Source organism: Lysinibacillus sp. GW247-5R2A, assembly GCF_059424475.1.
In genome coordinates, this window is record NZ_JBWKZL010000018.1 from 457 (window position 1) to 25263 (window position 24807).

The 24807-nt window shown below is 37.9% G+C and carries 26 protein-coding genes, 4 tRNA genes and 1 pseudogene; 21 read left to right on the forward strand and 10 right to left on the reverse strand.

All coding sequences use genetic code 11. The features are described 5' to 3' along the window. Positions 1-26: 26 nt before the first annotated feature. The 4 genes from AC07YC_RS21190 (at position 27) to AC07YC_RS21205 (ending at position 395) form a co-directional block, all read left to right on the forward strand. Positions 27-101, forward strand: a tRNA-Gln gene (locus AC07YC_RS21190). Positions 102-107: 6 nt separating this feature from the next. After that, a tRNA-Gly gene (locus AC07YC_RS21195) sits at positions 108-182 on the forward strand. An 11-nt stretch (positions 183-193) separates the two neighbouring features. Further along, a tRNA-Cys gene (locus AC07YC_RS21200) sits at positions 194-267 on the forward strand. Between the two features lie 47 nt (positions 268-314). Next, a tRNA-Leu gene (locus AC07YC_RS21205) sits at positions 315-395 on the forward strand. Positions 396-528: 133 nt separating this feature from the next. On the opposite strand, the gene AC07YC_RS21210 is transcribed toward AC07YC_RS21205, so the two are convergent. After that, on the reverse strand, positions 529-1350 hold the full coding sequence (locus AC07YC_RS21210) for a DUF2785 domain-containing protein (protein WP_494920362.1): 822 nt from the start codon (positions 1348-1350) through the stop codon (positions 529-531). 505 nt (positions 1351-1855) lie between these two features. On the opposite strand from AC07YC_RS21210, the gene AC07YC_RS21215 reads away from it, so the two are divergent. From AC07YC_RS21215 to AC07YC_RS21240, 6 genes and pseudogenes are all read left to right on the forward strand, one after another. Continuing rightward, entirely contained in the window at positions 1856-2080 is a 225-nt protein-coding gene (locus AC07YC_RS21215) for a hypothetical protein (RefSeq protein ID WP_494920363.1), read from the forward strand. Positions 2081-2208: 128 nt separating this feature from the next. Beyond that, on the forward strand, positions 2209-2997 hold the full coding sequence (locus AC07YC_RS21220) for a phosphotransferase family protein (RefSeq protein WP_494920396.1): 789 nt from the start codon (positions 2209-2211) through the stop codon (positions 2995-2997). Positions 2998-3143: 146 nt separating this feature from the next. Then, positions 3144-4175: an ABC transporter permease gene (locus AC07YC_RS21225; protein WP_494920364.1), complete on the forward strand. Its 1032-nt coding sequence runs from the start codon at positions 3144-3146 to the stop codon at positions 4173-4175. Positions 4176-4177: 2 nt separating this feature from the next. Next, positions 4178-4852, forward strand: a complete 675-nt coding sequence (locus AC07YC_RS21230; protein WP_494920365.1) for an ABC transporter ATP-binding protein — start codon at positions 4178-4180, stop codon at positions 4850-4852. Positions 4853-4998: 146 nt separating this feature from the next. After that, positions 4999-5357: pseudogene (locus AC07YC_RS21235) on the forward strand (VOC family protein). A gap of 82 nt (positions 5358-5439) precedes the next feature. Next, a complete protein-coding gene (locus AC07YC_RS21240; protein WP_494920366.1) occupies positions 5440-6525 on the forward strand; it encodes an S-layer homology domain-containing protein in 1086 nt (361 codons plus the stop codon). Positions 6526-6565: 40 nt separating this feature from the next. Here AC07YC_RS21240 and AC07YC_RS21245 read toward each other — a convergent pair whose 3' ends face one another. Beyond that, positions 6566-7312, reverse strand: a complete 747-nt coding sequence (locus AC07YC_RS21245) for an arylamine N-acetyltransferase family protein (protein WP_336637059.1) — start codon at positions 7310-7312, stop codon at positions 6566-6568. Positions 7313-7498: 186 nt separating this feature from the next. On the opposite strand from AC07YC_RS21245, the gene nagB reads away from it, so the two are divergent. From nagB to AC07YC_RS21260, 3 genes are all read left to right on the forward strand, one after another. Next, the gene (gene nagB / locus AC07YC_RS21250) at positions 7499-8212 is read left to right on the forward strand and encodes a glucosamine-6-phosphate deaminase (RefSeq protein WP_494920367.1); all 714 of its coding nucleotides are present in this window, start codon (positions 7499-7501) and stop codon (positions 8210-8212) included. A 281-nt stretch (positions 8213-8493) separates the two neighbouring features. Then, entirely contained in the window at positions 8494-9402 is a 909-nt protein-coding gene (locus AC07YC_RS21255) for a S66 peptidase family protein (RefSeq protein ID WP_494920368.1), read from the forward strand. Between the two features lie 21 nt (positions 9403-9423). Continuing rightward, positions 9424-9825: a cytidine deaminase gene (locus tag AC07YC_RS21260; RefSeq protein WP_494920369.1), complete on the forward strand. Its 402-nt coding sequence runs from the start codon at positions 9424-9426 to the stop codon at positions 9823-9825. Between the two features lie 45 nt (positions 9826-9870). On the opposite strand, the gene AC07YC_RS21265 is transcribed toward AC07YC_RS21260, so the two are convergent. From AC07YC_RS21265 to AC07YC_RS21275, 3 genes are all read right to left on the reverse strand, one after another. Then, on the reverse strand, positions 9871-11457 hold the full coding sequence (locus tag AC07YC_RS21265) for a catalase (RefSeq protein ID WP_494920370.1): 1587 nt from the start codon (positions 11455-11457) through the stop codon (positions 9871-9873). 297 nt (positions 11458-11754) lie between these two features. Further along, entirely contained in the window at positions 11755-12264 is a 510-nt protein-coding gene (locus tag AC07YC_RS21270; RefSeq protein WP_336637064.1) for a hypothetical protein, read from the reverse strand. Between the two features lie 15 nt (positions 12265-12279). Continuing rightward, positions 12280-12969, reverse strand: a complete 690-nt coding sequence (locus tag AC07YC_RS21275) for a B3/B4 domain-containing protein (RefSeq protein ID WP_336637065.1) — start codon at positions 12967-12969, stop codon at positions 12280-12282. Between the two features lie 59 nt (positions 12970-13028). Here AC07YC_RS21275 and queG point away from each other — a divergent pair, with 59 nt between their 5' ends. Next, on the forward strand, positions 13029-14165 hold the full coding sequence (gene queG, locus AC07YC_RS21280) for a tRNA epoxyqueuosine(34) reductase QueG (protein WP_494920371.1): 1137 nt from the start codon (positions 13029-13031) through the stop codon (positions 14163-14165). 64 nt (positions 14166-14229) lie between these two features. Beyond that, positions 14230-14703 (forward strand): tRNA (uridine(34)/cytosine(34)/5-carboxymethylaminomethyluridine(34)-2'-O)-methyltransferase TrmL, encoded by a 474-nt coding sequence (gene trmL, locus AC07YC_RS21285; RefSeq protein ID WP_336637067.1) that lies wholly within the window; start codon positions 14230-14232, stop codon positions 14701-14703. Between the two features lie 38 nt (positions 14704-14741). Here trmL and AC07YC_RS21290 read toward each other — a convergent pair whose 3' ends face one another. Next, entirely contained in the window at positions 14742-15587 is an 846-nt protein-coding gene (locus AC07YC_RS21290; RefSeq protein ID WP_494920372.1) for a VOC family protein, read from the reverse strand. 394 nt (positions 15588-15981) lie between these two features. Between AC07YC_RS21290 and AC07YC_RS21295 the strand changes: the two genes are divergently transcribed. Then, on the forward strand, positions 15982-16152 hold the full coding sequence (locus tag AC07YC_RS21295; RefSeq protein ID WP_008173412.1) for a hypothetical protein: 171 nt from the start codon (positions 15982-15984) through the stop codon (positions 16150-16152). 84 nt (positions 16153-16236) lie between these two features. Next, on the forward strand, positions 16237-17067 hold the full coding sequence (locus AC07YC_RS21300; protein ID WP_494920373.1) for an aldo/keto reductase: 831 nt from the start codon (positions 16237-16239) through the stop codon (positions 17065-17067). 52 nt (positions 17068-17119) lie between these two features. Here the strand turns inward: AC07YC_RS21300 and AC07YC_RS21305 are convergent, their stop codons facing one another. Then, positions 17120-17959 (reverse strand): RluA family pseudouridine synthase, encoded by an 840-nt coding sequence (locus AC07YC_RS21305; RefSeq protein WP_336637070.1) that lies wholly within the window; start codon positions 17957-17959, stop codon positions 17120-17122. A 54-nt stretch (positions 17960-18013) separates the two neighbouring features. Next, positions 18014-18439 (reverse strand): disulfide formation protein C, encoded by a 426-nt coding sequence (locus tag AC07YC_RS21310; protein WP_008173406.1) that lies wholly within the window; start codon positions 18437-18439, stop codon positions 18014-18016. Positions 18440-18622: 183 nt separating this feature from the next. On the opposite strand from AC07YC_RS21310, the gene AC07YC_RS21315 reads away from it, so the two are divergent. Both AC07YC_RS21315 and AC07YC_RS21320 read left to right on the forward strand, forming a co-directional pair. Beyond that, complete coding sequence (locus AC07YC_RS21315) at positions 18623-19738, forward strand: GAF domain-containing sensor histidine kinase (RefSeq protein ID WP_336637071.1); 1116 nt, start codon at positions 18623-18625, stop codon at positions 19736-19738. Between the two features lie 12 nt (positions 19739-19750). Then, positions 19751-20398 (forward strand): response regulator, encoded by a 648-nt coding sequence (locus AC07YC_RS21320; protein WP_336637072.1) that lies wholly within the window; start codon positions 19751-19753, stop codon positions 20396-20398. A gap of 53 nt (positions 20399-20451) precedes the next feature. Here AC07YC_RS21320 and AC07YC_RS21325 read toward each other — a convergent pair whose 3' ends face one another. Further along, positions 20452-21573, reverse strand: a complete 1122-nt coding sequence (locus AC07YC_RS21325) for a response regulator (RefSeq protein WP_402797657.1) — start codon at positions 21571-21573, stop codon at positions 20452-20454. A 571-nt stretch (positions 21574-22144) separates the two neighbouring features. On the opposite strand from AC07YC_RS21325, the gene AC07YC_RS21330 reads away from it, so the two are divergent. After that, the gene (locus AC07YC_RS21330) at positions 22145-23074 is read left to right on the forward strand and encodes a helix-turn-helix transcriptional regulator (RefSeq protein ID WP_494920374.1); all 930 of its coding nucleotides are present in this window, start codon (positions 22145-22147) and stop codon (positions 23072-23074) included. A 63-nt stretch (positions 23075-23137) separates the two neighbouring features. Beyond that, positions 23138-23878, forward strand: coding sequence for an effector binding domain-containing protein (locus tag AC07YC_RS21335; RefSeq protein ID WP_494920375.1), 741 nt, complete (start codon positions 23138-23140; stop codon positions 23876-23878). Between the two features lie 18 nt (positions 23879-23896). Here AC07YC_RS21335 and AC07YC_RS21340 read toward each other — a convergent pair whose 3' ends face one another. Next, complete coding sequence (locus tag AC07YC_RS21340; RefSeq protein WP_494920376.1) at positions 23897-24805, reverse strand: cation diffusion facilitator family transporter; 909 nt, start codon at positions 24803-24805, stop codon at positions 23897-23899. Positions 24806-24807: the final 2 nt, after the last annotated feature.

Genomic DNA, 24807 nt, shown 5'->3' on the forward strand with positions numbered 1-24807 from the left:
CCCCATTTTTATATATAATTATCTTTTGGGGTATAGCCAAGCGGTAAGGCAACGGATTTTGATTCCGTCATGCCCTGGTTCGAATCCAGGTACCCCAGCCATTTAATGCGGAAGTAGTTCAGTGGTAGAACACCACCTTGCCAAGGTGGGGGTCGCGAGTTCGAACCTCGTCTTCCGCTCCAAGTAGTATGATGGCGGCATAGCCAAGTGGTAAGGCACAGGTCTGCAACACCTTTACCACCGGTTCAAATCCGGTTGCCGCCTCCATAATTTATTTTTTAATCGGATTATCCGATTTTTTTTATCTACACTATGCCGGTGTGGCGGAATTGGCAGACGCGCACGACTCAAAATCGTGTTCCTTTGGAGTGCCGGTTCGACCCCGGCCACCGGTATCATCACGTACATATACGTCACGATTAATAAATTTAGAAAGCTCACAAACCTTGATAATAGAGGATTTGTGAGCTTTTTGTTTTTTGGGGTTACGATAGAAAACGGTAAGAATCGAAATCATTTTATAGAAATTTAGGAATAGTATACTTTTTCTACTTTATATAATGTATGCTCGATAGTCGAGCAGAGAACGGCATCCGCTTTGTAAAATTTAACTCGAAAGTATAAGCATTTTAAAAAGTTCTTTATATTGTTTTTTTGCTTAAAGGCAGGGAGAAATTCTGAATTTGTCTCCACATCCCCAAAACGTTGAATCCATTGCTCTATATAAGTCTGACTAAGTATTTTTCTATTTAAAACATTAATTATGGATTTTACCATTCTCTCATCTTCCCCATCGGCGTATATTCGATCTGTTATGGTCATCTTTTCGTAAACCAAATCGAGGATAGTTAAGAGGTCATTTTTATCCAGTTCGGGACACTGAGCCAAATCTTCTAAAGCATCTGCTGCATGGGCTATAGCATGAGCCCAGCCTTTTTCTTCGTCATAGCCACGGTAATCTCGCTCTTCTTGTACATTGTAAAATACTTTCTCTTTTATCTGATGAATTTGCTCTCTTGATAGAAATGGAGATTCTCTATGCCTCGTGAAGAGGAGCGGTATGACTAGCATGGAGAAAGATCGAGTGAAGACAGAGTCTGTATTTGTTTCACCAAGCTTAAAAAGCAAATGATTTTCATCCAAAATAACCGGTAGAAGTTGTTCTAGTTCGTTTGCTGTTAGAGAACTATTAGGAATCCAATGTGATAAGGTTGTATAAATTAGCTCATCACGTAGTTGGGCATCCAAAGAACCGATGTTATGTAACATTTCTAGTGTCAACTGGAATGTATCAGGGGGGGCTTGGTACCCATTTTTTTGTATGAATAGCAACTTTTCTTTTAAATTCATTTTACACGCTCCTACTAGAAATTTTTGAACTAACTTTTTTAACTGTTTTTACTGACTTATGGCTTCTTTACTATAAGGAAAATCAGAGACAATTTGAAATAGCAGCAAGGAATTCATTTTTTCAAGCGGCTTTTTTTAATAAGATTCATAAAATTCTACATCCTTACATTATGGTTTATACGAAAACTTGCTAACTAAAAAACTTTCCCAACCGTTTTTAGGATAAAGAACCCATATAATAATTTTTAGAATTATACTTGTAAGTTAATGGTTGTGTAGTTATCATTTGTATATTAAATTAAATTAATCTAAAGCGCAATACCTAATAATAGACTGGGATTAAAGGAGTCATCCATCTTTTTTGAAGGGAGTCATCATAATGAAAACAATATATATTTATCCCAAATTAGCTATGGGATTTAGGGGATTTGCCACAGGTTTAGATAGAGAAGGCTTCTTTTTGAGGAAAAGGTAAACGAGATTAAAAAAAAGCATAGAAATTGCATTGAAAGAGAATCATATGAGTTCTTTTAACGTTGAAGTTACTCATGGATTTGAATCGCCAGAGGAATTATTAGAAAACGATGGCGTTTTGGTTTTAATTTCTCCATACTTAAAAAGTTTACTGGGTCATATTGATTTTTCGAAAAGTGGATACTATCTTTTATCAGAGGCAGAATATAATTCTGAAAATATTAGCAATATCGTAAAGTATATAAAAACACTATAAACGTATAAAACGGATAAGATTAAAAGAAAACTATTGAAACTAAAGTTATAAGATTAGCAATTGGAATTGTTTTTTTATTACAATATTTGACCTAACTTTTTAACTAGGTGGTGATCAGGTTGAAGCCGATGCAGCTTATAGAAATACCTAAAAAAATAGTCGATTATGTTGGTGGGGTTACCCATATTTCTTTTCCGAGACAGGGGCATACATCGGATGTTGGAATCCTTTTTTCTGCACAAGGCACTTTCATTTTAAAAAGAACAAAAGGAAAGCAATATAGCTCATGGTTAAAGAAAGAAGCGACTGTCCTAAAATGTCTGTCTAATTCTACATTACCTGTCCCTCGTTTATATTGCTTTATTGAACAGCCATTAGACGAGCAGGCATGGGCATTGATGGAATATATAGAAGGTAGTACGATTAGACAGGCATTAGAGAATGAAACGAAAGAGGAAAACAGGCAAGCAATCATCTTTCATTATGGAAAGGTGCTTGCAGCAATTCATTCGACGCCATGCCCACTGGAAATAAAGGAGGAGGCTGTTGGGGATTGGATCGATGATATGTTGGGTCAGGCAGAGTTTAATCTAAAAAATTTTGAGGTAGCTGGTACGTCAGAGTTGTTAGATGACTTAAAAGCGAATAAGCCTGAACCTATTCAGCAAACATTCATACATGGTGATTTTACAATCGATAATGTTCTCGTTCATAATCAGAAAATATCGGGTATTATTGATTGGAGTGGTGGAGCATTCGGTGATCCACGATACGATTTTGCGTTAGCAGTACGACCTAAACCACAAGCCTTTGAAACTGAAAGAGACAGGAAGATTTTTTATGAAGGATATGGGAGAAAATTAATTAATCAAAACGAGTACAATTACTTTAAAAATGGATTATATGAGTTTTTTTAGATGTAGATATAAACCGTTCTGTAGGATAAATTACTTTCCTTCAGAGCGGGTTATTCGTTTTCCCCTGCATTTTTAATGATTAGTTCATGTTCTGTTCATGTAACAATTTTAAGCTAAGGATAATCAAAGAAATGGAGGGGTTAAGGATGAATCTTGCCTGGAAAGAAATGAAGAAAAATAAAGTACGGTTTTTAATCTTGGGCTCCATCATCTTCCTAGTTAGTTTTTTAACGTTTATTATTTCAGGTTTGGCGAATGGCTTGTCACAGGATAATGCAGCTTTAATAAAAGACTTACCTCAGGGACAATTTTACATGACGGAGGATGCTGATGGGACGTTTAATCTTTCGAGAATCCCTAGCAATCTACAACAGGAAGTCATGACTGAGGAGAAGGAGGCAGTTGCCTTTTCTATTCAAATGGGCTTTTTAAGTGATCAGGATGATAAGCAGCAAAGTGTGGCCTTTGTCACGTCGACGGAATCAACACTATTTAGAAATGTACGTCATGGTGAGGTGCTGTTAGACAGCTCGCTACAGGATAAAGGAATTAAGGTTGGAGATATATTAACGAACAATCAATATAGTGGCGAGTTTATAGTGAAAGGCTTTGTGGAGCAAAAGAAATATAGCCATGCGCCTGTTGCTTATATAAGTAAAGAGGCTTATCAGGAAATGTATCGGGTAAAGGATATGCAATTAATTTTCGTTCCCCAAAATACGGCTAAGGCATTTGAGGGGCTACAGTCTTATAGCAATAAGGAATTTCTGAATGCTATTCCGAGTTACAGTGCGGAACAGATGTCCTTAAATATGATAATTTGGTTTTTGGTTGTCATAAGTGGTATGTTATTTGCTATTTTCTTCTATATGATGAATGTACAAAAGATTGGACTATACGGCATTCTCAAGGCGATTGGATTAAAAACAAGTAGGTTATTTAACATGATCTGGACACAAATGGTGATTATTACTGCCTTTTCATTAGTATTATCAGTCAGCCTTAGTCAATTATTCAATATAGTTGCGCCAAAGGAGATGCCGTTTTCGTTAAACCTAGGTACAACTATACAACTATCGTTAGTGTTCCTTGTCATTGGTTTTGTGGGAGCTACACTGTCCGGTCTACAAATTAAAAAAATTGAACCGTTACAAGCAATACACCAAGGGGAGGCTTAGTCATGACGTTATTTACGATTGATGAAGTAAGAAAAACGTTTAAAAATGGTGATGTCGAAGAGGAAATTTTAAAAGGCATTAATTTATCTCTAAGAGAAGGAGAAATTACCGCATTGGTAGGTGCATCTGGTTCAGGGAAAAGCACGCTATTAACTATAGCTGCTGGACTACAACCACCGACAGATGGACAGATCCTTTTTGAGGGACATAATTTAACGGCTATGAACGAGGAACAGGTACGAGGGCTGCGTGCAAGTAAATTTGGCTTTGTCTTTCAGGTTGCTCATCTTGTACCTTTTCTTACCGTAGCGGAGCAGCTACTATTAATGTTGGACGTTGCTGGGTCGCCACTGAAGAAGCATGAGAAAAAGCATGAAGTAAATCATTTATTACAGTTAGTTGGGTTAGCTCATCGTCAACATGCTTATCCTTCTTCCTTGTCTGGTGGAGAAAAGCAACGTGTAGCGATTGCTCGCGCCATTATTCATCAACCAAAAGTATTGTTTGCAGATGAGCCAACAGCAAGTTTAGATTCACAGCGCTCTAAAGAAATTATGTTGTTAGTAAGAACATTAACAAAAACGTTAAATATAACAACATTATTAGTGACGCATGACGAAGAAATGTTGGTTTATACAGATCGTATTATTAAAATGAGCGATGGCGTCGTTTTATAAAATAAGCAAGGCTCCCACTAGTAGGGAGCCTTGTGTAACGTTTAGGTTAAACATGTGTGACATGCAAATTTATAGGGTTTTCAGGAAGGAAATGCCACTTAATTGTTGAATTATTTGTTATGCAAAAATAAAAAGGGGGGATATGTATGGGAAGAGTAATTGGCTTTGAATTAAATAGTCAGGAACCGGAGAAAGCGGCAGCTTTTTATAGCAAGGTGTTTGACTGGGAGGTAGCGGCCCCGAATGGGGATTATTGGCCCGTGACAACTGGGCTAAAAAACAAAATGGGGATTAATGGTGCATTAGTAAAGGTCCGAGTGACTATCCACATGGTACACGAATTCAAATTGAAGTGGATGCAATGGACGAAGTTATCGAACAGGCAACAAGCAATAGGTCAACTATTTTGCGTGAAAAAATGGAGTTTGATGACTTTTATCTTGCTTATTTAGTGGATCCGACTGGAATAGGAATCGGATTAATTCAACATAAAAATAACAAATAAAGTCTCTTTCAGTAGAGTCTTTTTTCATTTTAAGCATAACTACACGTCTTTATGGGTAAAGAATCGATGGAGGAGGGATAATGTGAGGAACATATTGAAATTAGTATGTTTGATCCTGATAACGATTGGCATAATACCGAAGGAAGTGCAGGCAGCAAGCTTTAAAGATTTAACGGATGATAGCTTGATGACAGAAATACATTATTTAGTGGAGCAGGATATTGTGAAGGGTTATTCGAATCAGTTATTCAAGCCGAATGACTATGTTACGAAAGCACAGGTAGCTGTCATGCTCACACGTGCTTTAGGACTAAACACAATCAACATAGAAAACCCCCACTATCAAGATGTAACACCGGCTAATCAATATTACAAAGAAATAGCTGCTGTACAAAACAAAGGGTTATTCGATGCAGCCCAGACATTTAATCCAGACGCGCCGATTACTAGAGGAGAAATGGCTATTGTGCTAAATAGGGCATTTCAATTAAAAGGCTCAGATCCTTATTATTTTACAGATGTGACGGAGCAGACACGTGGTTATAAAGAAATTTTAACACTGGCTCATAATCATTTAGTAAGGGGCTATGAGGATGGTGCGTTTAAGCCGAATGCCCCTGTTACACGTGCACATTTTTCAGCATTTTTGGCGCGAGCATTGACTCTTTCTAAGCCCAACTTGCTAAAGGACCCGGCATTTGTTTATACGTATGCCCATTATTCTTTAAGTGACAATAAGCGTTATACTTTAAGCTATCAATATGAGCAACATGACGGTAAAAATGATGTATGGACAGTCAAAAATGTAAGTACAGGACAAACACTTTCTGATGAGCTTTTATATGGTCATGATCGTGCATATGGTCAAGCCATTGCAAGTGACGCTAACACACATTATGATTTATATATGGAACTACCACTTAGATTAGGTGTTATTTTACATGAAGATGATCCAGGGGTTACTGCAGGAGAACGAGTAACTGTAAAATCAACTAATAGCACAGTACAAGCTGGTCAAGTCCAATATACGGGTGTAATAATAGTAGAGAAAAGGTCAAAATTTAGTGATGTAATAAAAACCTATTATTTCGTCGATGATATTGGTTTAATCAAGGAGCTAGACAATGATATAGTTGTGTTTGAATTACTCAATCGAACAATGAAATAATCAGAAAAGGAAAGCAAGCCACTGATGGACTCGCTTTCCTTTATTGTTGTATCGAAATATGAAAAAAGCGCTGTAAGGCTTGCTGCCATTCCTTCTCGGTGTTTGTTGTATAAGTAGTTAAGGTTGGTCCCTCGTAAATTCTAAATTCATTGTTCATCATCGTGTGACGACCACGAGCCGTTCGAATCATGGCGATTTTATTTTTTTGCTTGGAGAGTCGTGGGGCAAACTTTGCATCATTCGCATCATCATGAAAGCAATAGAGCAAACGCCATTGCTGTTTGGTTTGCTCAAAAAGCATCCAACCATTTTTTTCATCATACTCTACTTTATATAATTCTCGACCTTCTCGGTGTTGATATCCTGCTATTAATGGTACTGGTTTACAAGGCGCTAAAGCACCAACGCCTACATCTGAAATATAGTATTGTTTCGCATCCTTTACTAGTAATAGCTGATGCATGGGTATATCTTCAGGAGGCGTAAGTTCTTCAACATTGCGCCAAAACTGGGCATAGCGATTGGTAACTGAGAAGCCGAGCTCCCGTAAAAGCCAGCTAAATAAAATATTTAGTTCAAAACAATTGCCACCGCGTCGCTCAATAATAATCTTTTGAAATAAATTAGGAATAGCGAATGAGATATCGAGGTTCAAGGCAACATCTAAATTTTCATAGGGAATAGTCAATAGATGCTTTGTCTGTAGCTGTCCTAGTAGTTGGACGGTAGGCTCTAAAGTTCCTTGAAATTGAATATGCTGTAAATATTGCTGAATCTGTGCGTTCATAAAATCGCCTCACTTCCTTATTAATAACATAACCGAAACAGCAACAGAATACACGCATAATATTACGAGGGAAATGATAGAAAAATAGCTAAATAACTTGTAGAATTAATATATTAGCTACTATAAAGTGAAATATTTTACAATATAGTTAATGAATAAGAATTTAAGGTAGGTATGATAAGGAAAATGAAATGGATAGAAGTCAATACATATGACGAAATGAGCGAAGTGGCCGCAAAGATTTTTTTAGAGCAAATACAGAAGAAGCCAAATAGTGTGCTAGGATTAGCGACTGGTGGTTCACCTGTAGGAATGTATAAAGAATTAGTAGCGCACCATCAAGCTGGTCAAGTATCATTTAAGGATGTACAAACTTTTAATTTGGACGAATATGTAGGTCTTAAACGAACAAGTCCTGCAAGTTACTGGACTTTTATGCACAATAATTTATTTAATGCTGTAAATATTAAACAGGAAAATATACATTTGCCAAATGGTGAGGCAGAGGATTTAGCTGCTGAATGCATAGCATATGATGCAAGAATTGATGCAGCAGAAGGTATTGATTTACAGCTTCTTGGAATTGGCGTAAATGGTCATATAGGTTTTAATGAGCCAGGTACTCCGTTCGATTCTATGACAAATATTGTTGAATTAACGGCATCAACAAGAACAGAAAATGCGATTTACTTTGATGACGAAGCCGAAGTCCCAACACATGCGATTACGATGGGCATTCAATCTATTATGAAGGCGAAGGAAATTGTCCTGATTGCCTTTGGTGAAAAGAAGCTGGCGGCCATCCAAAAATTGAAAAGTGGCCATATAACAGAAGATTTCCCTGCAAGTCAATTATTAAAACATCCTAACGTCACGATTATTTATGGCGGCACCAATTAACAATAAAAAGCAAAGCCTTCTAATGACTGAAGACTTTGCTTTCTTGTTTTTCCTGAAAACGTATGAGCAATGAATATACGCTCCCCAAAATTACTGCTACAATAACAATTAAATCACCCTTGTTGAAGGGAATGTCTAAATGTCTGAAGGTTGCAATTGTAGGATGTCGGGCGTTTCTTCTTAAGTAGAAAATAACCATATAGAATGCTGGAAAAAAGATGCAATACTAGCTAAATGCCTTCGCACTAGCTTAGAGACAGCATAAGAAAAATAGAGGAGGAATGAACGTGAAAAATACCGTACCACGTTTACAAAAGGGAGATGTAGTAGGTGTAGTTGCCCTATCGAGTCTAGTAGAACCTGAAAAGTTTGGGGACGCATTAGCTTTTTTAGATGAGTTGGGTCTTCGCTATATCGTAGGGGATACCATCCATGCTAAGCATGATTATTTAGCGGGTAGTGATGAAATCAGGTTAGCTGATTTTCATGAAATGGTAAAAAATCCTGAAGTGAAAGCGATTTTTTGTGTAAAGGGTGGCTATGGCGCTGCTAGAATAGCTGAAAAAATTGATTATACGCTATTAGAGGAAAATCCAAAAATTTTCTGGGGCTTTTCAGATATTACCTATTTGCATTGTGCCATCAATGAGTACGCTAATTTAGTAACATTCCACGGACCTATGCTAATGGCTGCTAATACAATGGATGAACTATCGAAGAAAATGTTTGTACAATTATTTTCCCCTATCGAAATACAATATACGGAGTCAATTTCCCCTCTAATAACAATTGCTGGTGGGGTGGCACGTGGTGAATTAATAGGAGGAAATCTTTATCGTCTTGTCAGCACATTAGGCACTAAATTTGAGATACAGACGGAAGGTAAGATTTTATTGATAGAGGAGTTAGCTGAATCCATTCCTAACATTGATTCGATGCTACAGCAATTAAAGCAAGCTAGGAAATTAGAGCAGCTAGCAGGTGTTGTCATTGGCTCCTTTACACAAACAGAGTCGGATGATGCAGCACTACATTATTTAATGAAAGAGTATTTTGGAGACTTAGGCATTCCTGTTGTGGCAGGTTTTAAAATAGGACATGAATCAACGAATATAGGTATTCCTCTGGGCGTAGATGCGTATTTAGATGCAGAGGAAAAAGTATTGAAGATATTACCAGGAGTATATTAACTGTGGGGGATGTTAGATGATATGGATATTGAGAAAAAGCTCTATGAAGCAGCCGTCCAATTAGTGGAGAAAAGATATCCCTCAGGATGGGGTGGAGCGGCCGCTTTATATTCTGAGGACGGGCATATTTTAACTAGTGTCGCACCAGAGGTCATCAATGCAGCAACTGAATTATGTATGGAAACGGGTGCTATTTTAGAGGCGCATAAATTGAATACAAAGGTGACCCATTCGATTTGTGTTGCTAGAGAAAATGAAAAATCTAAATTCGTAGTGCTCACACCTTGTGGGGTCTGCCAAGAAAGGCTCTTTTATTGGGGAGAGAATGTGAAGGCAGCAGTTACGAATTCAGCCGGTTCACTAATATTTAAAACGTTAAAAGAGATACAACCATATCATTGGTATAAGGCTTATGAACAATAATGCAAAAAGACATTACAAAAATATGTAATGTCTTTTAAGTGTGAATTAATAAGGCTCGGCATTATGTCCTTTATCTATCGCATCTTGAGGAGCATGATCTCCACCAATATTGCCAAGTGGCTTTGAAGGAGAAGATTCCTTTCTAGCCTTATGCAACCCTTCTTTTAGCAAACGACCATATTCTTCATCTGCTTCTTCCGCTAGTGCAATCATGGCATTTTGTATATCCATATGACAGACCGCTAAATCACGAATTAAATTGGCAAGCAGCTCATCGCGCTCCCATTGCTCAAAGTTACGGTAAGTTTCACCAGCTTGCTTGGTATTACTTTGACGATCAATGGATTCTCGAACAAGATTTCCTTCAATATACGGAGTATATTCCTTGCCATCCTGTGTGGCTTCCTTTAAGCCATTTAACATGGATGGCTCATAATTAATATGTGGATTTTGACCAGGTGCTAAATCCCGTTTATACATCATTTGCCCACCACTTTGATTGGTTGCTACACGCTTTTTAGGCGCATTAATGGGCAATTGAAGATAGTTGGCTCCCACACGGTGACGTTGTGTATCCGAGTAGGAGAACGTACGACCTTGCAGCATTTTATCGTCGGAGAAATCTAAACCATCAACCAGTACGCCCGTACCGAAAGTGGCTTGTTCTACCTCTGCAAAATAGTCCTCAGGATTTTTGTTTAATACCATTTTACCGACTGGATACCATGGGAATTGATCGTTTGGCCAAAGCTTCGTATCATCCAATGGATCAAAATCAAGCTCAGGATGTGGACCATCCTCCATAATTTGAACATGTAACTCCCATTCAGGAAATTCTTCACGTTCAATCGCATCATATAAATCCTGTGTGGCATGATTAAAATTTTTCTGCTGAATTTCTTCTGCTTCTTTTTGAGTTAAATTTTTAATGCCCTGAAGTGGCTCCCAGTGATATTTGACGAGGACCCCTTTACCTTCCTGATTAACCCATTTATACGTATTGACGCCAGAGCCCTGCATCATACGATAGTTAGCGGGTATACCCCAAGGTGAATATACAAATGTTACCATGTGGAAGGATTCTGGTGAGCTAGCACAAAAATCAAAGAAACGTTCAACGTTTTGAATATTAGTAATAGGATCAGGCTTAAATGCATGAATCATGTCAGGGAATTTCATCGCATCACGGATAAAGAAAATTTTTAAATTATTACCGACTAAATCCCAGTTGCCATCCTCTGTATAAAATTTTACCGCAAAGCCTCGTGGATCACGTAATGTTTCAGGGGAGTGTCCACCATGTATAACCGTTGAAAAACGTACAAATACAGGTGTTTTTTTCCCATTATCCTGAAAGACTTTTGCACGGGTATATTTAGAAATTGGTTCATTGCCTACTACACCATATGTTTCAAAATAACCATGTGCACCAGCACCGCGAGCATGAACAACTCGTTCTGGGACTCGCTCCCTGTCAAAGTGACTTATCTTCTCTAGAAAATCATAATTTTCAAGTGTTGCAGGACCTCGATTACTAACTGTTCGTAAATTTTGATTGTTAGTAACGGGATGCCCCTGCCGATTTGTCAATGTTGTATCTTGCTCATGTGTTGAATCATTTTGCTGCGTCATAGTATGACCCCTTTCCAATAGATACTTCCATTTTGTCCTTGAAAGGGGCAATCTAGACATAGGAAATTTTTACATATCTACAGATAAAAAAGCTCTCCATACATAGATGTAGGAGAGCCTTGGATGGCGTTTTCAAATGGAATCAAGTTTTTTGAGTATGGCCTTTACCTACGGTTGGTTATTAGTCATCGGTCATACAGTAACAGGTAACTTGTTATTGGTTTTTATTTAATTAGCCGAATAGCTAAATTTGAAAACAGCACATCCAACTCGGTTTGGAGTCTCACCGCCCCGAGATTAGAAATAACGGGAATCGTCAAAGTTAAGTTGGATGCTGTAATTTTTTGAATTAATAAGATTGGATAGTTTATGTGCCTCTTTTTCGAGCTTCATTGCGCGTTCTCGATAGTCGTCTGGCTCATATAATGCAATCTCGTATAACATAGCACCATCACCATACCCAAAGCGGACACTTTCTTTTTCCCTCATACTAAATTCTTTACATAGTTCAGCCTCAGCACGCAGCTGTGTAGCTAATTCAATAGCTTCCACTAGTGCTAGTTTCTGATCTTTAAAGTCTACTGTGTTTTGGATGTTTGCTTCATATACTAAACGATCTAGCGTACGCGTATCTACACGAACTTGTGCCAATTCCGCTTCAATAAGGGAGAGTGCACGGTTACTTGTTTTAGGAGCCTGTCCCTTTTCTACTGTCACAAAGGCACTACGATGTAATTCACTAATAAGCTCTTGCGTTTTCTTTCCTAAAATACTTTTTAGTTTAACAGCTTCTGCAAGATTGATCACGAAAACACGTCCTTTTTATAGTATTGTAGATGGTGCATTATTTGACAAGAGGGCAATTTGATAGTCACCACCATGAATTTGGTTAAACATTTTGCCTGCTGACGCCAAAAGGTCATTCGCTGCTTCATGTGTTAATGATGGTCTAAGATAAAAAATATGGAGCGCCTCAGTCGTATCCTCTGTAACGGCTGTCCGTTTAGAATCGACAAATGGTGAACCAAACGCTCCCTTTTCATCACGGCTATAGAGGATTTTGTTAAACGTATTAAAACGACCATTTAAACCCTCATAACCAATGTCTTCGTGGCCAAGAGCTATTTCTACGCACCCCTTCATAAGGGCTACATCATATAGACCAATCGGAATTTCATATTGAAGAGAGAAGAAGTTATTTAAATCTACACCAGAATGAAATGGTGTTAAATAGTTTTGTTTACTAATTCGACGCATAAGGCTTTCTGCTGAGTGACGATAACGATTTGGATCGGCACCTAGCTGTTTCCATAGTGCTCGCCATTCTGCAATGCCCTCACGCTGGTTCACTGGAAGGTCCTGCATGTCTAGAAAAAGGTTTTCTTGATACAATTGCATCCGACCTTTAATCATTTGAGGGGATTCTGCTACAACAATTTTGGTATAATGAATAATGCCGATTTTTAGCTCGGGATGTTGTGTTAATAGAGATTCGTTAATGGAAATTTCCAAAGAACATCACCTACTTTATCTATTTCTATTATTGTACCATGTAAGGAGTTGGAAATAAAATGAACATACATGACCTACAACGCGACTTTGTGGCATATGCAATATCCATTGGCGTTGATAAAATAGGTTTTACAACAGCAGCTCCCTTTACAGAATTAAAAAACCGACTGCGTCGTCAGCAGGAGCTTGGCTATCAGTCTGGCTTTGAAGAAAGTGATATTGAAAAACGTACCGAACCCCTGCAATTATTAAATGAGGCAGAGAGTATTGTCTCGATCGCGGTTGCCTATCCCTCACGTATGCAAAATGCACCCATTGGCAAAAAGGGAGCAAGACGAGGGATATTTTGCCGTGCTTCATGGGGAGTCGATTATCATACAGCAATACGTGAACGTTTGAAGTTATTATCTGCTTGGCTTGAGGAGCGTGTCGAAGGTGTTCGTATTGAGTCAATGGTTGATACAGGTGCACTTGTAGACCGTGCAGTAGCAGAACGTGCAGGCATAGGCTGGAGCGGTAAAAACTGTTCGATTATAACACCTGAATTCGGGTCTTATGTGTATTTAGGGGAGCTTATTACCAATATTCCATTCTCGCCCGATAAGCCAATGGAGGATGAATGTGGGGAGTGTCGCCTATGCTTGGATGTTTGTCCAACCGGTGCATTAATCCAAGGCGGGCAATTGGATGCACAACGTTGTATTGCCTTCCTCACTCAGACGAAGGGAACACTTCCTGATGAGTTTCGTAGCCATATTGGTAATCGCCTCTATGGCTGTGATACATGTCAGACTGTGTGTCCCAAAAATAAAGGGAAAATTAATTGGATTCATGAAGAATTTATGCCAGATCCAGAGCTTGCCAAGCCATTACTAACACCACTATTAACGATTTCTAATAGAGAGTTTAAGGAAAAATTTGGCCACGTTTCTGGTTCATGGCGAGGTAAAAAGCCTATTCAACGAAATGCGATCCTCGCCCTTGCTCATTTTAAAGAGGAAGGGGCTATTCCAGATCTTATCAACCTTTTGAAAAACGATGATCGTCCAGTTATTCGAGGCACATCAGCATGGGCTTTAGGTAAGATAGGTGGGGACCAGGCTAAGTCTGCCTTATATGATGCAGAAGCTAATGAAAAGGACGAAGAAGTATTGCATGAAATTCACAAAGGTTTGCAGTTTTTTCAGAATGAATGAAAAAAACAACTCAACTAAATGAGTAGTACTAAAAGAAATTATGACAATAAGGAAGTGTATCGTTATGCCATTGCATATCGTTTTATATCAACCAGAAATTCCAGCGAATACAGGAAATATTGCTCGCACTTGTGCTGGTACAAATACTTCATTACATTTAATTCGTCCACTAGGCTTTTCAACTGACGATAAAATGCTAAAACGGGCAGGCTTAGATTATTGGCATAGTGTGAATGTTGTTTATCATGATTCACTAGATGATTTTATAGCGTATTCTAAAGGTGGAGACGTATATTTAATCGAAACTTATAGTGATGAGCCGTTCACCACGCATGATTTTAGTGATAAAGAGCGTGACATTTACTTTATGTTTGGGAAAGAAACAACAGGACTGCCGAAAGAATTTGCGTATGAACGTCGCCATATGTGCTTGCGTATTCCGCAAAGTGATCATGTCCGTTCACTCAACTTATCTAATACGGCTGCGATTGTTATATATGAGGCATTACGACAACAAGGATATCCAGGTTTACATTAATAAAAGCAGTTCTCAACACTTGTGAGAACTGCTTTTTACTAAAGTTTTAATAATACGATATTTCCAGCCGGGTCCTCGGTTTGGAATCCACCATCTATATCGATAACAGGTGCACCCATCGCACGAAGGTTTGTTTTCATTATTGAGGCTTGTTCTTCATTATCTAAACGCAGTGAGTACGTTTTTAAGCCCACTTGGTTTTCGCCCAGCTTTGGCGCATTTTCTGAGTGCCAAGTATTTAGGCCAATGTGATGGTGATAGCGCCCTGTAGAAATAAATAATGCCTGAGAGCCGTAGCGCGCTACAATATCATACCCTAAGCCATTTGTATAAAATTGTTCAGCCTCTGCCAAGTTAGAAACAGATAAGTGAATATGTCCCATGACTGTACCAGCAGGAAGGCCATTCCAAATTCCGTCACCTTCTTCTAAAATCGAGCGAATATTTAGGGGCTCTGTCACCATATGCACTTGATCCATATGCCATCCCCATTCATTTTCAGGACGATCTACGTATACCTCAATACCATTATCATCAGGATCATTTAAATAAAGTGCTTCACTGACAGCATGATCAGAAGCCCCAAGATATACGCCTTTTTCATGAAAATGCGTGATAATATTTGCCAAATCACGACGAGTTGGCAAGAGTAGTGCAAAATGATAAAGTCCAGTCGTCCTGCTTACTTTTTCTTCCACTGTGTTTGGTTGGACAATTGTTAATAGTGCAGTATGTCCATCCGCTGTTAAAGTAGCTTTATGTGATTCTTGGTGTAAAACGTTGAAGCCAATGACGTCTTGATAAAATGCTAAAGACCGTTGTAGATCGCTTACTTTTATTTCAACATTTGTTACATATGTGTTAGGTTTTTCATGGAAATGCATACAAAATACCTCCAGTAAGTTATTTTTATTCATTTAGTTACTTTATGTAAGTTAGTTTATTTTAAAAATAGCCAAAAGTCAAGTAAGGAATGTGATTGTTCGACAAAAAAAGAAAATCACTAAGCACATCTAATGCTTAGTGATTTTCTCGAGGTATTATTTATCCGCTTTGTAATCGCCTTCGTACCCAGCAGTAAAAATAGCTGTTAAGAAAGCAACTGTTACACCAATGATTAATAATAGTTTCATGGAAGTAACCCTCCTCATGTAATAAAGACATCTCTATTTAGTATAGCCTATCTACTATGAAAATGAAACGACATACCTGAATAAAATATGTCAGAAATGGTTCAAACGTATAATTATCGGGAAAACTATTAAGGAGGTGATTCATATGAAAAAAAAAGTGCCAAACATTGAAAATGGTACGATGGCGAGAGATATGAAGGAATTAAAAGATTTGGGCAAACAAATGGAACATTTACGTGATGGTCTAGAGCTTGCGGAGGATGAGCGTATTGCCGACCCTATTCAATTGGAAAGTATCGAGGAAAAGGATGAATAGTGGTGAAGAACAGTAGCTTCCTTATTTTTCTTAAATCCAATTTTTTGTATAATGGTACTAGGAAAAAGAAAGGGGTTGTGATTCGTGAATTTACAATCATCGAAAACATTATCAAATGGAGTAGAAATGCCTCGCTTCGGCTTAGGTGTTTATAAAATGACAGATCATGAAGAAACATTACAATCCATCGATACAGCGCTGAAGGTTGGTTATCGAGCTATCGATACGGCATCTTTGTATGGGAATGAAGTAGAGGTAGGAGAAGCTATTCGTCATTCAGGTGTACCACGTGAACATATTTTTGTTACCACAAAGGTATGGAATAATGACCAAGGATATGATCAAACCTTACGGGCTTTTGAAGTATCGCTGAAGAAACTTAATATGGATTACGTTGATTTATATTTAACTCATTGGGCTGTTCCAGAAACATTTGTGGAAACCTATCGTGCCATTGAACGCCTATATGATGAAAAACTAATTCGTGCAACAGGTGTGTCGAACCATCATGAGCATCATTTAGAAAACATACTGGCAAAGGCCAATATTGCTCCAATGGTTAATCAGGTGGAGATGCATCCGTATTTACAACAACAAGCATTAAGCACATTTTGCCATGAACATCAGATTGCAGTTACTGCATGGTCACCGTTAGGACGAGGTGGGGTACTTGATGATTCTACTATCGTAGAAATTGGCAAGGAGATCGGCAAGACGGCTGCTCAGGTAGTATTACGCTGGCATTTACAAAATGACACATTGATTATTCCTAAATCGGTGACACCTAGTCGAATTGCAGAAAATGCACAGATTTTTGACTTTGAATTAACACAGACTCAAATGGATAAGATAGCGTCATTACATCGTAATCAACGATTTGGGCAAGATCCTGATCATTTCAAATTTGATTTTTAGTTCTATATAAAATCCCGCTCTCGTAATAGAGAAGCGGGATTTTTTTATTGAATTATTGCTCGTCCTTGACTGTAATGCGTTTATTTAAAAATGGATGGTCAAATTCTAATTGGATAGCATGGAGTTCATAGTCATCACTAACCGTTTCTCTTGCACCGTACATCGTATCACCAATAATAGGATGACCGATATAGGCTAAATGGACACGAATTTGATGTGTTCGGCCCGTTTCAAGAATCAAATGGACCACACAAGAATTTTTGTAGCGTGAAACGACTTCATAATGTGTCACTGCATGCTGTCCAGTTTTGGACACGACACGTCTAGATGCGTGGTGTCGATCTTTACCAATAGATTCAGAAATGGTACCTGATGAGGAGCGTATATTTCCTTGTACTTCTGCCGCATACGTCCGAATAATAGACTTTTCTTCAATCATCCGGTCAAAAATTGATTTCGCTAAAGGATGCTTGGCTACGAGTAATAAACCTTGTGTCCCTTTATCTAGTCGATGGACATGCTCTGCATACTTACCACCTTGTTGCTGAATATGTGCCATAACGTGATTCATACATGTATGAGTATCTCGGTCATCATTAGGGTGCGTTGCCATACCCTTTGGCTTCGATACGATTAAGCAATGATCATCCTCATAAACGATATCAATCGCACAAATAGGGGTTGGTTTATAGCTAGACGCTGGGATTGGGAATGTAAATTTAACAATAGTCCCTATTTGTAAAGGAGTATTCCATTGAACAAGCTCATCATTTTCTAATGTAATAGCTTTTGCCATACGTAGTTCATGGACGAGCTTTTTGCCTAGTCGCCAATGATTACGTAACAGTTCCTCAATCGTTAAGTGATCTTCATTGAAAGTATAAAGAAACATTAATCTTCCTCCGTAGAAAAGACCGTATTCCAATGGTAGAACACGGTCCCTTGATTATTTTGCAGCTTTTGTAGCTTTTATTAAATAGAAGCTTGCCCCTGCAATTAAAATAAATGCAGTTAATGCTAAAAATGGAATAGTAATAAAGCCTAACCAGTTAATATATTGTCCTGTACATGATACGGCGCCACAAGAGGGGGCATTATCCGCTAAAAAACTAAGCTTTTGAATGCCGTAATGATAGAGTGAGATACAGCCTCCGATAACGGAGAAAACCGCTGTTGTGACAGCAATACGAGCATTTTTTTGTATGAAGGCTACAGTGGCCATAATGACGATAGGGTACATAAAAATACGCTGTATCCAACATAATTTACACGGTTCATAATGACGAATTTCAGAAAAGTATAATGAACCCAGTGTAGCTACAGCAGATACTATCCATATAAATAATAAGCCATTTTCCTCTTTTTTAGACATATCGATTCTCCCCTTTATAAAAACACTACTTGTACGATTATAGTTGTTCTAGTTTTATATGTAAATTAACTTACGCAAAATAAGGACGATAATTTCAGTCTAAAGTATGAACGGCTAATGAAGACGAGCCTAATGCCTTAATGGTATCATTAACAATAGTAATGCTAAAGAAGAGGTGTTTTCGTGAAGGAAAATGAGCATTCCAATATTAGTATATTAAAGGAAATTGCAGAGCTATTAAATGAAGAAACTGAAATCGTTACGATGCTAAAAGGGGCCCTTATCCAATTTTTAAATGGCACGAATTTTGAAACAGGCTGGATCTTTTTTATTGATGCAAAGGGACGCTCGGAGCTTGTTGTTCATGAAAATTTACCTGAGGCATTGGAATTTAACAACTGCCATTATTTAAAAAAAGGTGGCTGTTGGTGTGTATCCCGTTATCGTAATGAGGAGCTAAAAAAGGCATCTAATATTATTGAATGTCAACGTATTGAAAGTGCCATTGCAGCTAATGTGGGGGATCATGAAGGCATCACCCATCATGCCACAGTGCCCCTTCAATCTGGCCAAGAACGTTTTGGTGTATTAAATGTTGCCTCAAAGGATACGGTACGCTTTTCAGAGGAGGAGCTAGCCCTATTGGAGTCGGTAGCATTTCAGATGGGTTCTGCTATAAAGCGAATTTTACTGACGAAACAAGAGCAAGAGATGGCCCTTGTAAAGGAACGCAACCGCCTAGCAAGAGATTTACATGATTCAGTCAATCAACTATTATTTTCGGTTACGCTAACGGCGAGGGCTGGAATTGAAATGACACAGGATAGCGATGTGAAAGAAACATTTAAAGAGATACAGCATTTAACTCAGGATGCGCTAACAGAGATGCGGGCATTAATTTGGCAGCTACGACCAAAGGGATTGGAAAATGGCTTACTGGAAGCGATAAAAGTATATGCTGAGATGCTTGGCTTAAAATTACATGTTACGGTTTCAGGAGTCTTACAATTTCCATCGCGGATTGAAGAGACATTATTTCGAGTAGCTCAAGAGGCTTTAAATAATGTGCGACGCCATGCAGGTGTTTTAGAGGCAGCACTTTATATTACCGTCACGTCTACAGATATTTTATTAGTTATACGCGATGAGGGACGAGGATTTGTCATTGACAATAATACGAAGCTACTGTCAATGGGCTTACAATCCATTAAGGACCGTGCAAAATCAGTGGGTGGCACTGCCGACTGGGTAAGTGAAATGGGCAAAGGTACGGAGCTGCTGATCCGCTTGCCATATTAAGGGGGAGAGGACATGATACGTGTATTAATTGCAGACGATCATCACGTAGTGCGTCGAGGGTTACTGTTTTTTTTAAAGACACAAAAGGATATTGAGGTTGTTGGAGAGGCAAAAAATGGACATGAAGCCGTATCATTAGCAGAAAGTATCCAACCGGACATTATTTTAATGGATTTAGTAATGCCTGAGTTGGACGGCATACAGGCGACAAAGCGCATTAAAGCAAAATTTCCAAAAATAGAGATTTTAATGCTGACAAGCTTTTCAGATCGGGACCATGTTGTCCCTGCAATGGAGGCTGGGGCAGCAGGCTATCAATTGAAAGATATTGAGCCAGATGAATTGGTCTTATCTATTCGTCGCATTATGCGTGGCGAAAATACATTACACCCAGAGGCTACAACGACGCTTGAAATGGATCGCCAGGAGGCACAGAGTGCCCCACATTCATTAAACCCATTGACACCTCGTGAACAGGATGTGCTGGCAGAGCTAACAAAAGGGAAAAGTAATCGAGAAATTGCATCCTCACTATTTGTTACAGAAAAAACAGTTAAAACCCATATTTCTAATATATTTACAAAATTACAAGTACAAGATCGTACCCAGGCTGCTCTATATGCGGTTAAACATGGTTTGACAGAGGGTAGCGGTAGCTAAAGCGAAACGACGAGTTTCTACAATATGGTAGGAGCTCGTCGTTTTTAGTTTGGTTATTTACTTTCCACAAATAACTTTTTGGATATCTCTAATAAAGTAGAGCTTGGAGCTAATGCTAAATCCTCTTTTAGTTTTTGTTTATACGTTAGGAAAATTTTGTGCGCCTGCTCATGAAGACCTGCCTGAATTAATGTGTATAAATAGTGCTCAAGTTTTTGTTCATTATAGGGATCATATTCTAATAATGCATGCAAAAATTCTATGGCTTTATCAGTATCTGAAAAGACAGTAGTTTGGAACCCTTTTTCTAATATCTCTATGTATGATTTCGTTAATCTATCCTTATAGGCTTTTGCCCATTCATAATCATCAAATACAAATAAACCATTTTTATAAATTGCTAGACATTGATGAATTAAAGAAATAGAAGGAAATTCTAATCGTGAAAAATCCTCATGAAGTTTTTGAAAATCATATAAGTCACACACGAGGCTTGGTTTTTCAAAGATATAGTATTTATTTGAAAAAACAATACAGTTTTCATAGCCAATCGTATTTAATGTTTTCCTTAAGTACGACAAAGCTGTATGAAGATTTGATTTGGCTCTTACATAATCTAAATCTGGCCAAAGGATTTCAATTAAATAATCTCGGTGTATAGGAATATTTGGATGCAAAATAAAATAAGCAAATAATTCCTTCGTCTTCTCAGTTTTAAATGCTACTAAGCTTTTATTGCTATAAACAGCAAACTGATCAAAGCATTGTACGTTTAATAACGTTTGAGTTGCCTGTTGTAGCATTTGCTGTATAGAAAATTCATGCTCAATACGAGTCACTGTTTTTTCTAAACGAGCATGGCTGATGGGTTTTAATAAATAATCAAGGCCGCCAATTTCATAAGCCTGTAAAGCAAATTCATGATGGGAAGTAATAAAAACAACACTGACATGTGGACGCTCTGTTTTAATAATGTCCGCTACTTCAAGTCCAGAAAGCTCTTTGAGTTTTACCTCTAAAAATAGAACCTCAAATTCTACCGAGGGTAGCTCATTAAGAAATACTTCTACACTCGTAAAGGTTTGAATAATTTGTATTTGCTGAAATACTTGTAGTTTATTTTGAAAATAGTGTAAAGCTAAAGGTTCATTGTCTATTAAAACGGCTCGAATCACATCAAACTCTCCTTTTTACAATTAAATTGAAAACCATTAAACTCTAGTTCATTTTGGTTGAAAAGGCTTTCTATATATACTGAAGGGCATGAAAAGTTAAAATCACTTAATTTTCTCTATTAAAAATTTGATACTAAAATAAAGCAATTTATAGTAGGTCTTCCACAGGCGAGAGTTAGTAATCCTGTGGGGGTGTCACATCACGCCAAATCCCTTCTTAGAAAGTATTCGCCGTTCATTATATAGAAGAAAGAAGTTATTTATTTGTGTTAAGAGAATTGAAATAATTGTTTAGGCGTTTATGTATCAAACTATTCTTATAAAAAATTGAAATAGTTTATATTTAGTAGGAACATAATGCTGGAAGAGATCGACTTTAAAAAGTAATATTTTTTCTTATATTGTAAAAATAGTATAATGATTGTAATAATTAATCAGGCGTAATTATAGTACATTTGTCTTAAATAAAACTAAAAAAGTACTTAAAAAATACTTAAAAATATAGGATGATAGTAATTAAAATGCATTTTGCTGAGAAAAAAATAAGATCTATGAAGAAGGGGGCTACGCTATGAAATTAGAGCGTCTGCTAACAATGATAATGATATTAATCAATCGAAAAAAGGTTACCGCACAAGAATTAGCAGAAGTATTTAATGTGTCAGTTCGTACTATTTATCGAGATATTGAAACACTAAGCTGTGCAGGGGTACCAGTGATTAGCCAACAAGGGGTGCACGGAGGAATTAGCTTGATAGATGGATATCGTGTGGATAAACAGGTTTTAACAAAGGATGAGCTTGCATCTCTGACTATTGCCATTAAAAGCGCTTTGACTACCTATGAAGATTCACATGCAGAAGCTGTTCTTGAAAAGCTAACAAGTATTGCAGATGATCATGTCAAACAATCTATGGACCACCTATTTATAGATCTGAGTCCATGGGGGCCAACTATCCTTTTTAAGGAACATATTACGATTATAAAAAGTGCTATAGAAAATAAGCACTGTGTAAGCTTTACGTATTTGACGACACATGGAGAGTTAACAAGGCGAGTAGTTGAACCGCATACTTTGGTTCAAAAAGGAAAGACATGGTATTTATATGGCTATTGCACGTTAAGAATGGACTTTCGTCTCTTTAAACTGGCAAGAATTAAAAACTTAATGCGAGAAAATCTACACTATGAGCGGAAGGAAATTAATTTAAGTGAACTTCCATGGGGGAAAGAATGGTATCAGCCACAAAACGTAGTCGATTTAGTAATTAGTTTTGATACGGCTGTGACGACATTAGTGGAAGAATCCTTTGGAGTAGAATTTATTGATCATGTGCAGGCCAAAATTAATATATCTATACCAGAGGATGAGTGGCTGTACGGCTTTTTACTCAGTTTTGGCAATCGCATAAAAGTAATAGAACCGCCTCACATAAGAGACATTCTTCAAAAACGTGCGCAGGAAATTGTTCAATTATATAAAAATCTAGATAATAGTTGACAGACAGTTGTCAGGTTTCCCTTGCTATAGTAAGGACAAATAAAGTGAAGGGTGGAATTAACCATGATGCAAAGCTATTGTCAAAGTTGTGGAATGCCTCTAACAGATGAGGCTTTATTAGGGACGGAAAAAGAAGGTCACAAAAATCAAGATTATTGTACATATTGTTATGAGGAGGGGAGTTTTAAACAACCTGATTTAACCGTTGAAGCAATGATTGACATTTGTGTGCCACATCTAAAGGGAGATGGCATGCCTGAAAGCGAGGCCCGTCGTATGCTAACATCTTTTTTGCCAAGCTTAAAAAGATGGAGAAAACAGGAATGGTCAGAACCAAAAATTATTAAAAGAGAGGCATTTCAAATCATAGGAATTTCAACGGAAACAAGCAATGCCAATGAAATGACAGCGCAAGCCAAAATCCCGCAATTATGGCATGATTTTTATGAGCAAAATATTGTTGATCAACTATCTAAGTTGGATAATCAAAACGTGTATGGTTTGTATTCGGACTATGAAACCGATGTAAACGGCAATTATTCCATAACACTTGGTGTAGAAGGCTCATTAAGCATAGTACCTTCTGATTTAGTCATCAAGACTATTCCAGCAGCCAAATATTTAGTATTCACATCTCAGAAAGGAAAAATGCCGGAGATTGTTATCCAAACATGGCAAGAAATTTGGGCATGGTTTGCAAATTCTGAGGTGGAACGAACATATACTGGTGATTTTGAATTGTATGATGAACGCTGTGCAAACCCACAAGAGGCACAGGTGGAAGTTTATATCGCTATTAAATAAAAATAAGTCTCGTACCAATCAATTGGTAGGAGACTTTTTGTCGTTTGGAGGGGGAATTATTTCAATATGTGGTTCGATATGCACGAGAACCTGACAAAAACGATTTTCTCGCATGATGGTACGTTCGATTTCTTCAGTAATGCGGTGACTGTCAAAAACATTTAAATAGGGGTCAACCGTTATGGTTATGTCGATAAAGTGCATATTACCGTGAGCGCGGCCTTTAAAGTCTAAGAGCTCGATCACACCGTCCACATTACGGATTAGGACTGACAACGTTTCCACTTCATCGATATCAAATGCATCTGTAAGACTTTGAACAGCCTCCCAAAAAATTTCTACTGCTGTTTTAATAATTAACAAGGCAACGATAAGAGCTGTTAGAGAATCGATAATGGGAAAACCAAAAATCGCGCCAAAAATACCTATTGCTGTGCCGATGCTGACAAATGCATCTGAACGATTATCAAATGCTGCTGCTTTGACAGCGGAGCTTTTTATTTTTTTAGATAGTGCCAAATTATAGCGATAAACAATATACATGACAGCACCACTACCTATTGCTACAAATGATGTTAAGAGGGAAGGTGTAGTGCCAGGTGGTGCCCATAAGCTTTTTAAAGAATTAATTAAAACCTGGAGACCAACAACAAGCATGATGAATGATGCTACTAAAGAGGCAATGGTCTCAGCACGCAAATGCCCATATTGATGATTGGAGTCGGGCGGTCTTTGAGCAATGCGTAAGCCAATCAAGACGGCGATAGAAGCGATAATATCCGTGGTGTTATTTAAACCATCTGCCTTTAACGCCTCAGAGGTGCCAATATAGCCAATCGTTAGTTTGATGGTGCTTAGGATTAAATAAGTCCCAATGGATAACCAAGCGCCTTTTTCCCCTTCACGTAAATTTGTATAGAGCTCCATTT

Excerpts from the sequence above, each read along its gene's own strand:
- AC07YC_RS21210 (WP_494920362.1), bottom strand. The coding sequence starts at position 1,350 with ATGAATTTAAAAGAAAAGTTGCTATTCATACAAAAAAATGGGTACCAA.
- AC07YC_RS21220 (WP_494920396.1), top strand. The coding sequence starts at position 2,209 with ATGCAGCTTATAGAAATACCTAAAAAAATAGTCGATTATGTTGGTGGG.
- AC07YC_RS21225 (WP_494920364.1), top strand. The coding sequence starts at position 3,144 with ATGAATCTTGCCTGGAAAGAAATGAAGAAAAATAAAGTACGGTTTTTA.
- AC07YC_RS21230 (WP_494920365.1), top strand. The coding sequence starts at position 4,178 with ATGACGTTATTTACGATTGATGAAGTAAGAAAAACGTTTAAAAATGGT.
- AC07YC_RS21245 (WP_336637059.1), bottom strand. The coding sequence starts at position 7,312 with ATGAACGCACAGATTCAGCAATATTTACAGCATATTCAATTTCAAGGA.
- nagB (WP_494920367.1), top strand. The coding sequence starts at position 7,499 with ATGAAATGGATAGAAGTCAATACATATGACGAAATGAGCGAAGTGGCC.
- AC07YC_RS21255 (WP_494920368.1), top strand. The coding sequence starts at position 8,494 with ATGAACGTGAAAAATACCGTACCACGTTTACAAAAGGGAGATGTAGTA.
- AC07YC_RS21260 (WP_494920369.1), top strand. The coding sequence starts at position 9,424 with ATGGATATTGAGAAAAAGCTCTATGAAGCAGCCGTCCAATTAGTGGAG.
- AC07YC_RS21265 (WP_494920370.1), bottom strand. The coding sequence starts at position 11,457 with ATGACGCAGCAAAATGATTCAACACATGAGCAAGATACAACATTGACA.
- queG (WP_494920371.1), top strand. The coding sequence starts at position 13,029 with ATGAACATACATGACCTACAACGCGACTTTGTGGCATATGCAATATCC.
- trmL (WP_336637067.1), top strand. The coding sequence starts at position 14,230 with ATGCCATTGCATATCGTTTTATATCAACCAGAAATTCCAGCGAATACA.
- AC07YC_RS21290 (WP_494920372.1), bottom strand. The coding sequence starts at position 15,587 with ATGCATTTCCATGAAAAACCTAACACATATGTAACAAATGTTGAAATA.
- AC07YC_RS21295 (WP_008173412.1), top strand. The coding sequence starts at position 15,982 with ATGAAAAAAAAAGTGCCAAACATTGAAAATGGTACGATGGCGAGAGAT.
- AC07YC_RS21305 (WP_336637070.1), bottom strand. The coding sequence starts at position 17,959 with ATGTTTCTTTATACTTTCAATGAAGATCACTTAACGATTGAGGAACTG.
- AC07YC_RS21310 (WP_008173406.1), bottom strand. The coding sequence starts at position 18,439 with ATGTCTAAAAAAGAGGAAAATGGCTTATTATTTATATGGATAGTATCT.
- AC07YC_RS21320 (WP_336637072.1), top strand. The coding sequence starts at position 19,751 with ATGATACGTGTATTAATTGCAGACGATCATCACGTAGTGCGTCGAGGG.
- AC07YC_RS21330 (WP_494920374.1), top strand. The coding sequence starts at position 22,145 with ATGAAATTAGAGCGTCTGCTAACAATGATAATGATATTAATCAATCGA.
- AC07YC_RS21335 (WP_494920375.1), top strand. The coding sequence starts at position 23,138 with ATGATGCAAAGCTATTGTCAAAGTTGTGGAATGCCTCTAACAGATGAG.
- AC07YC_RS21340 (WP_494920376.1), bottom strand. The coding sequence starts at position 24,805 with ATGGAGCTCTATACAAATTTACGTGAAGGGGAAAAAGGCGCTTGGTTA.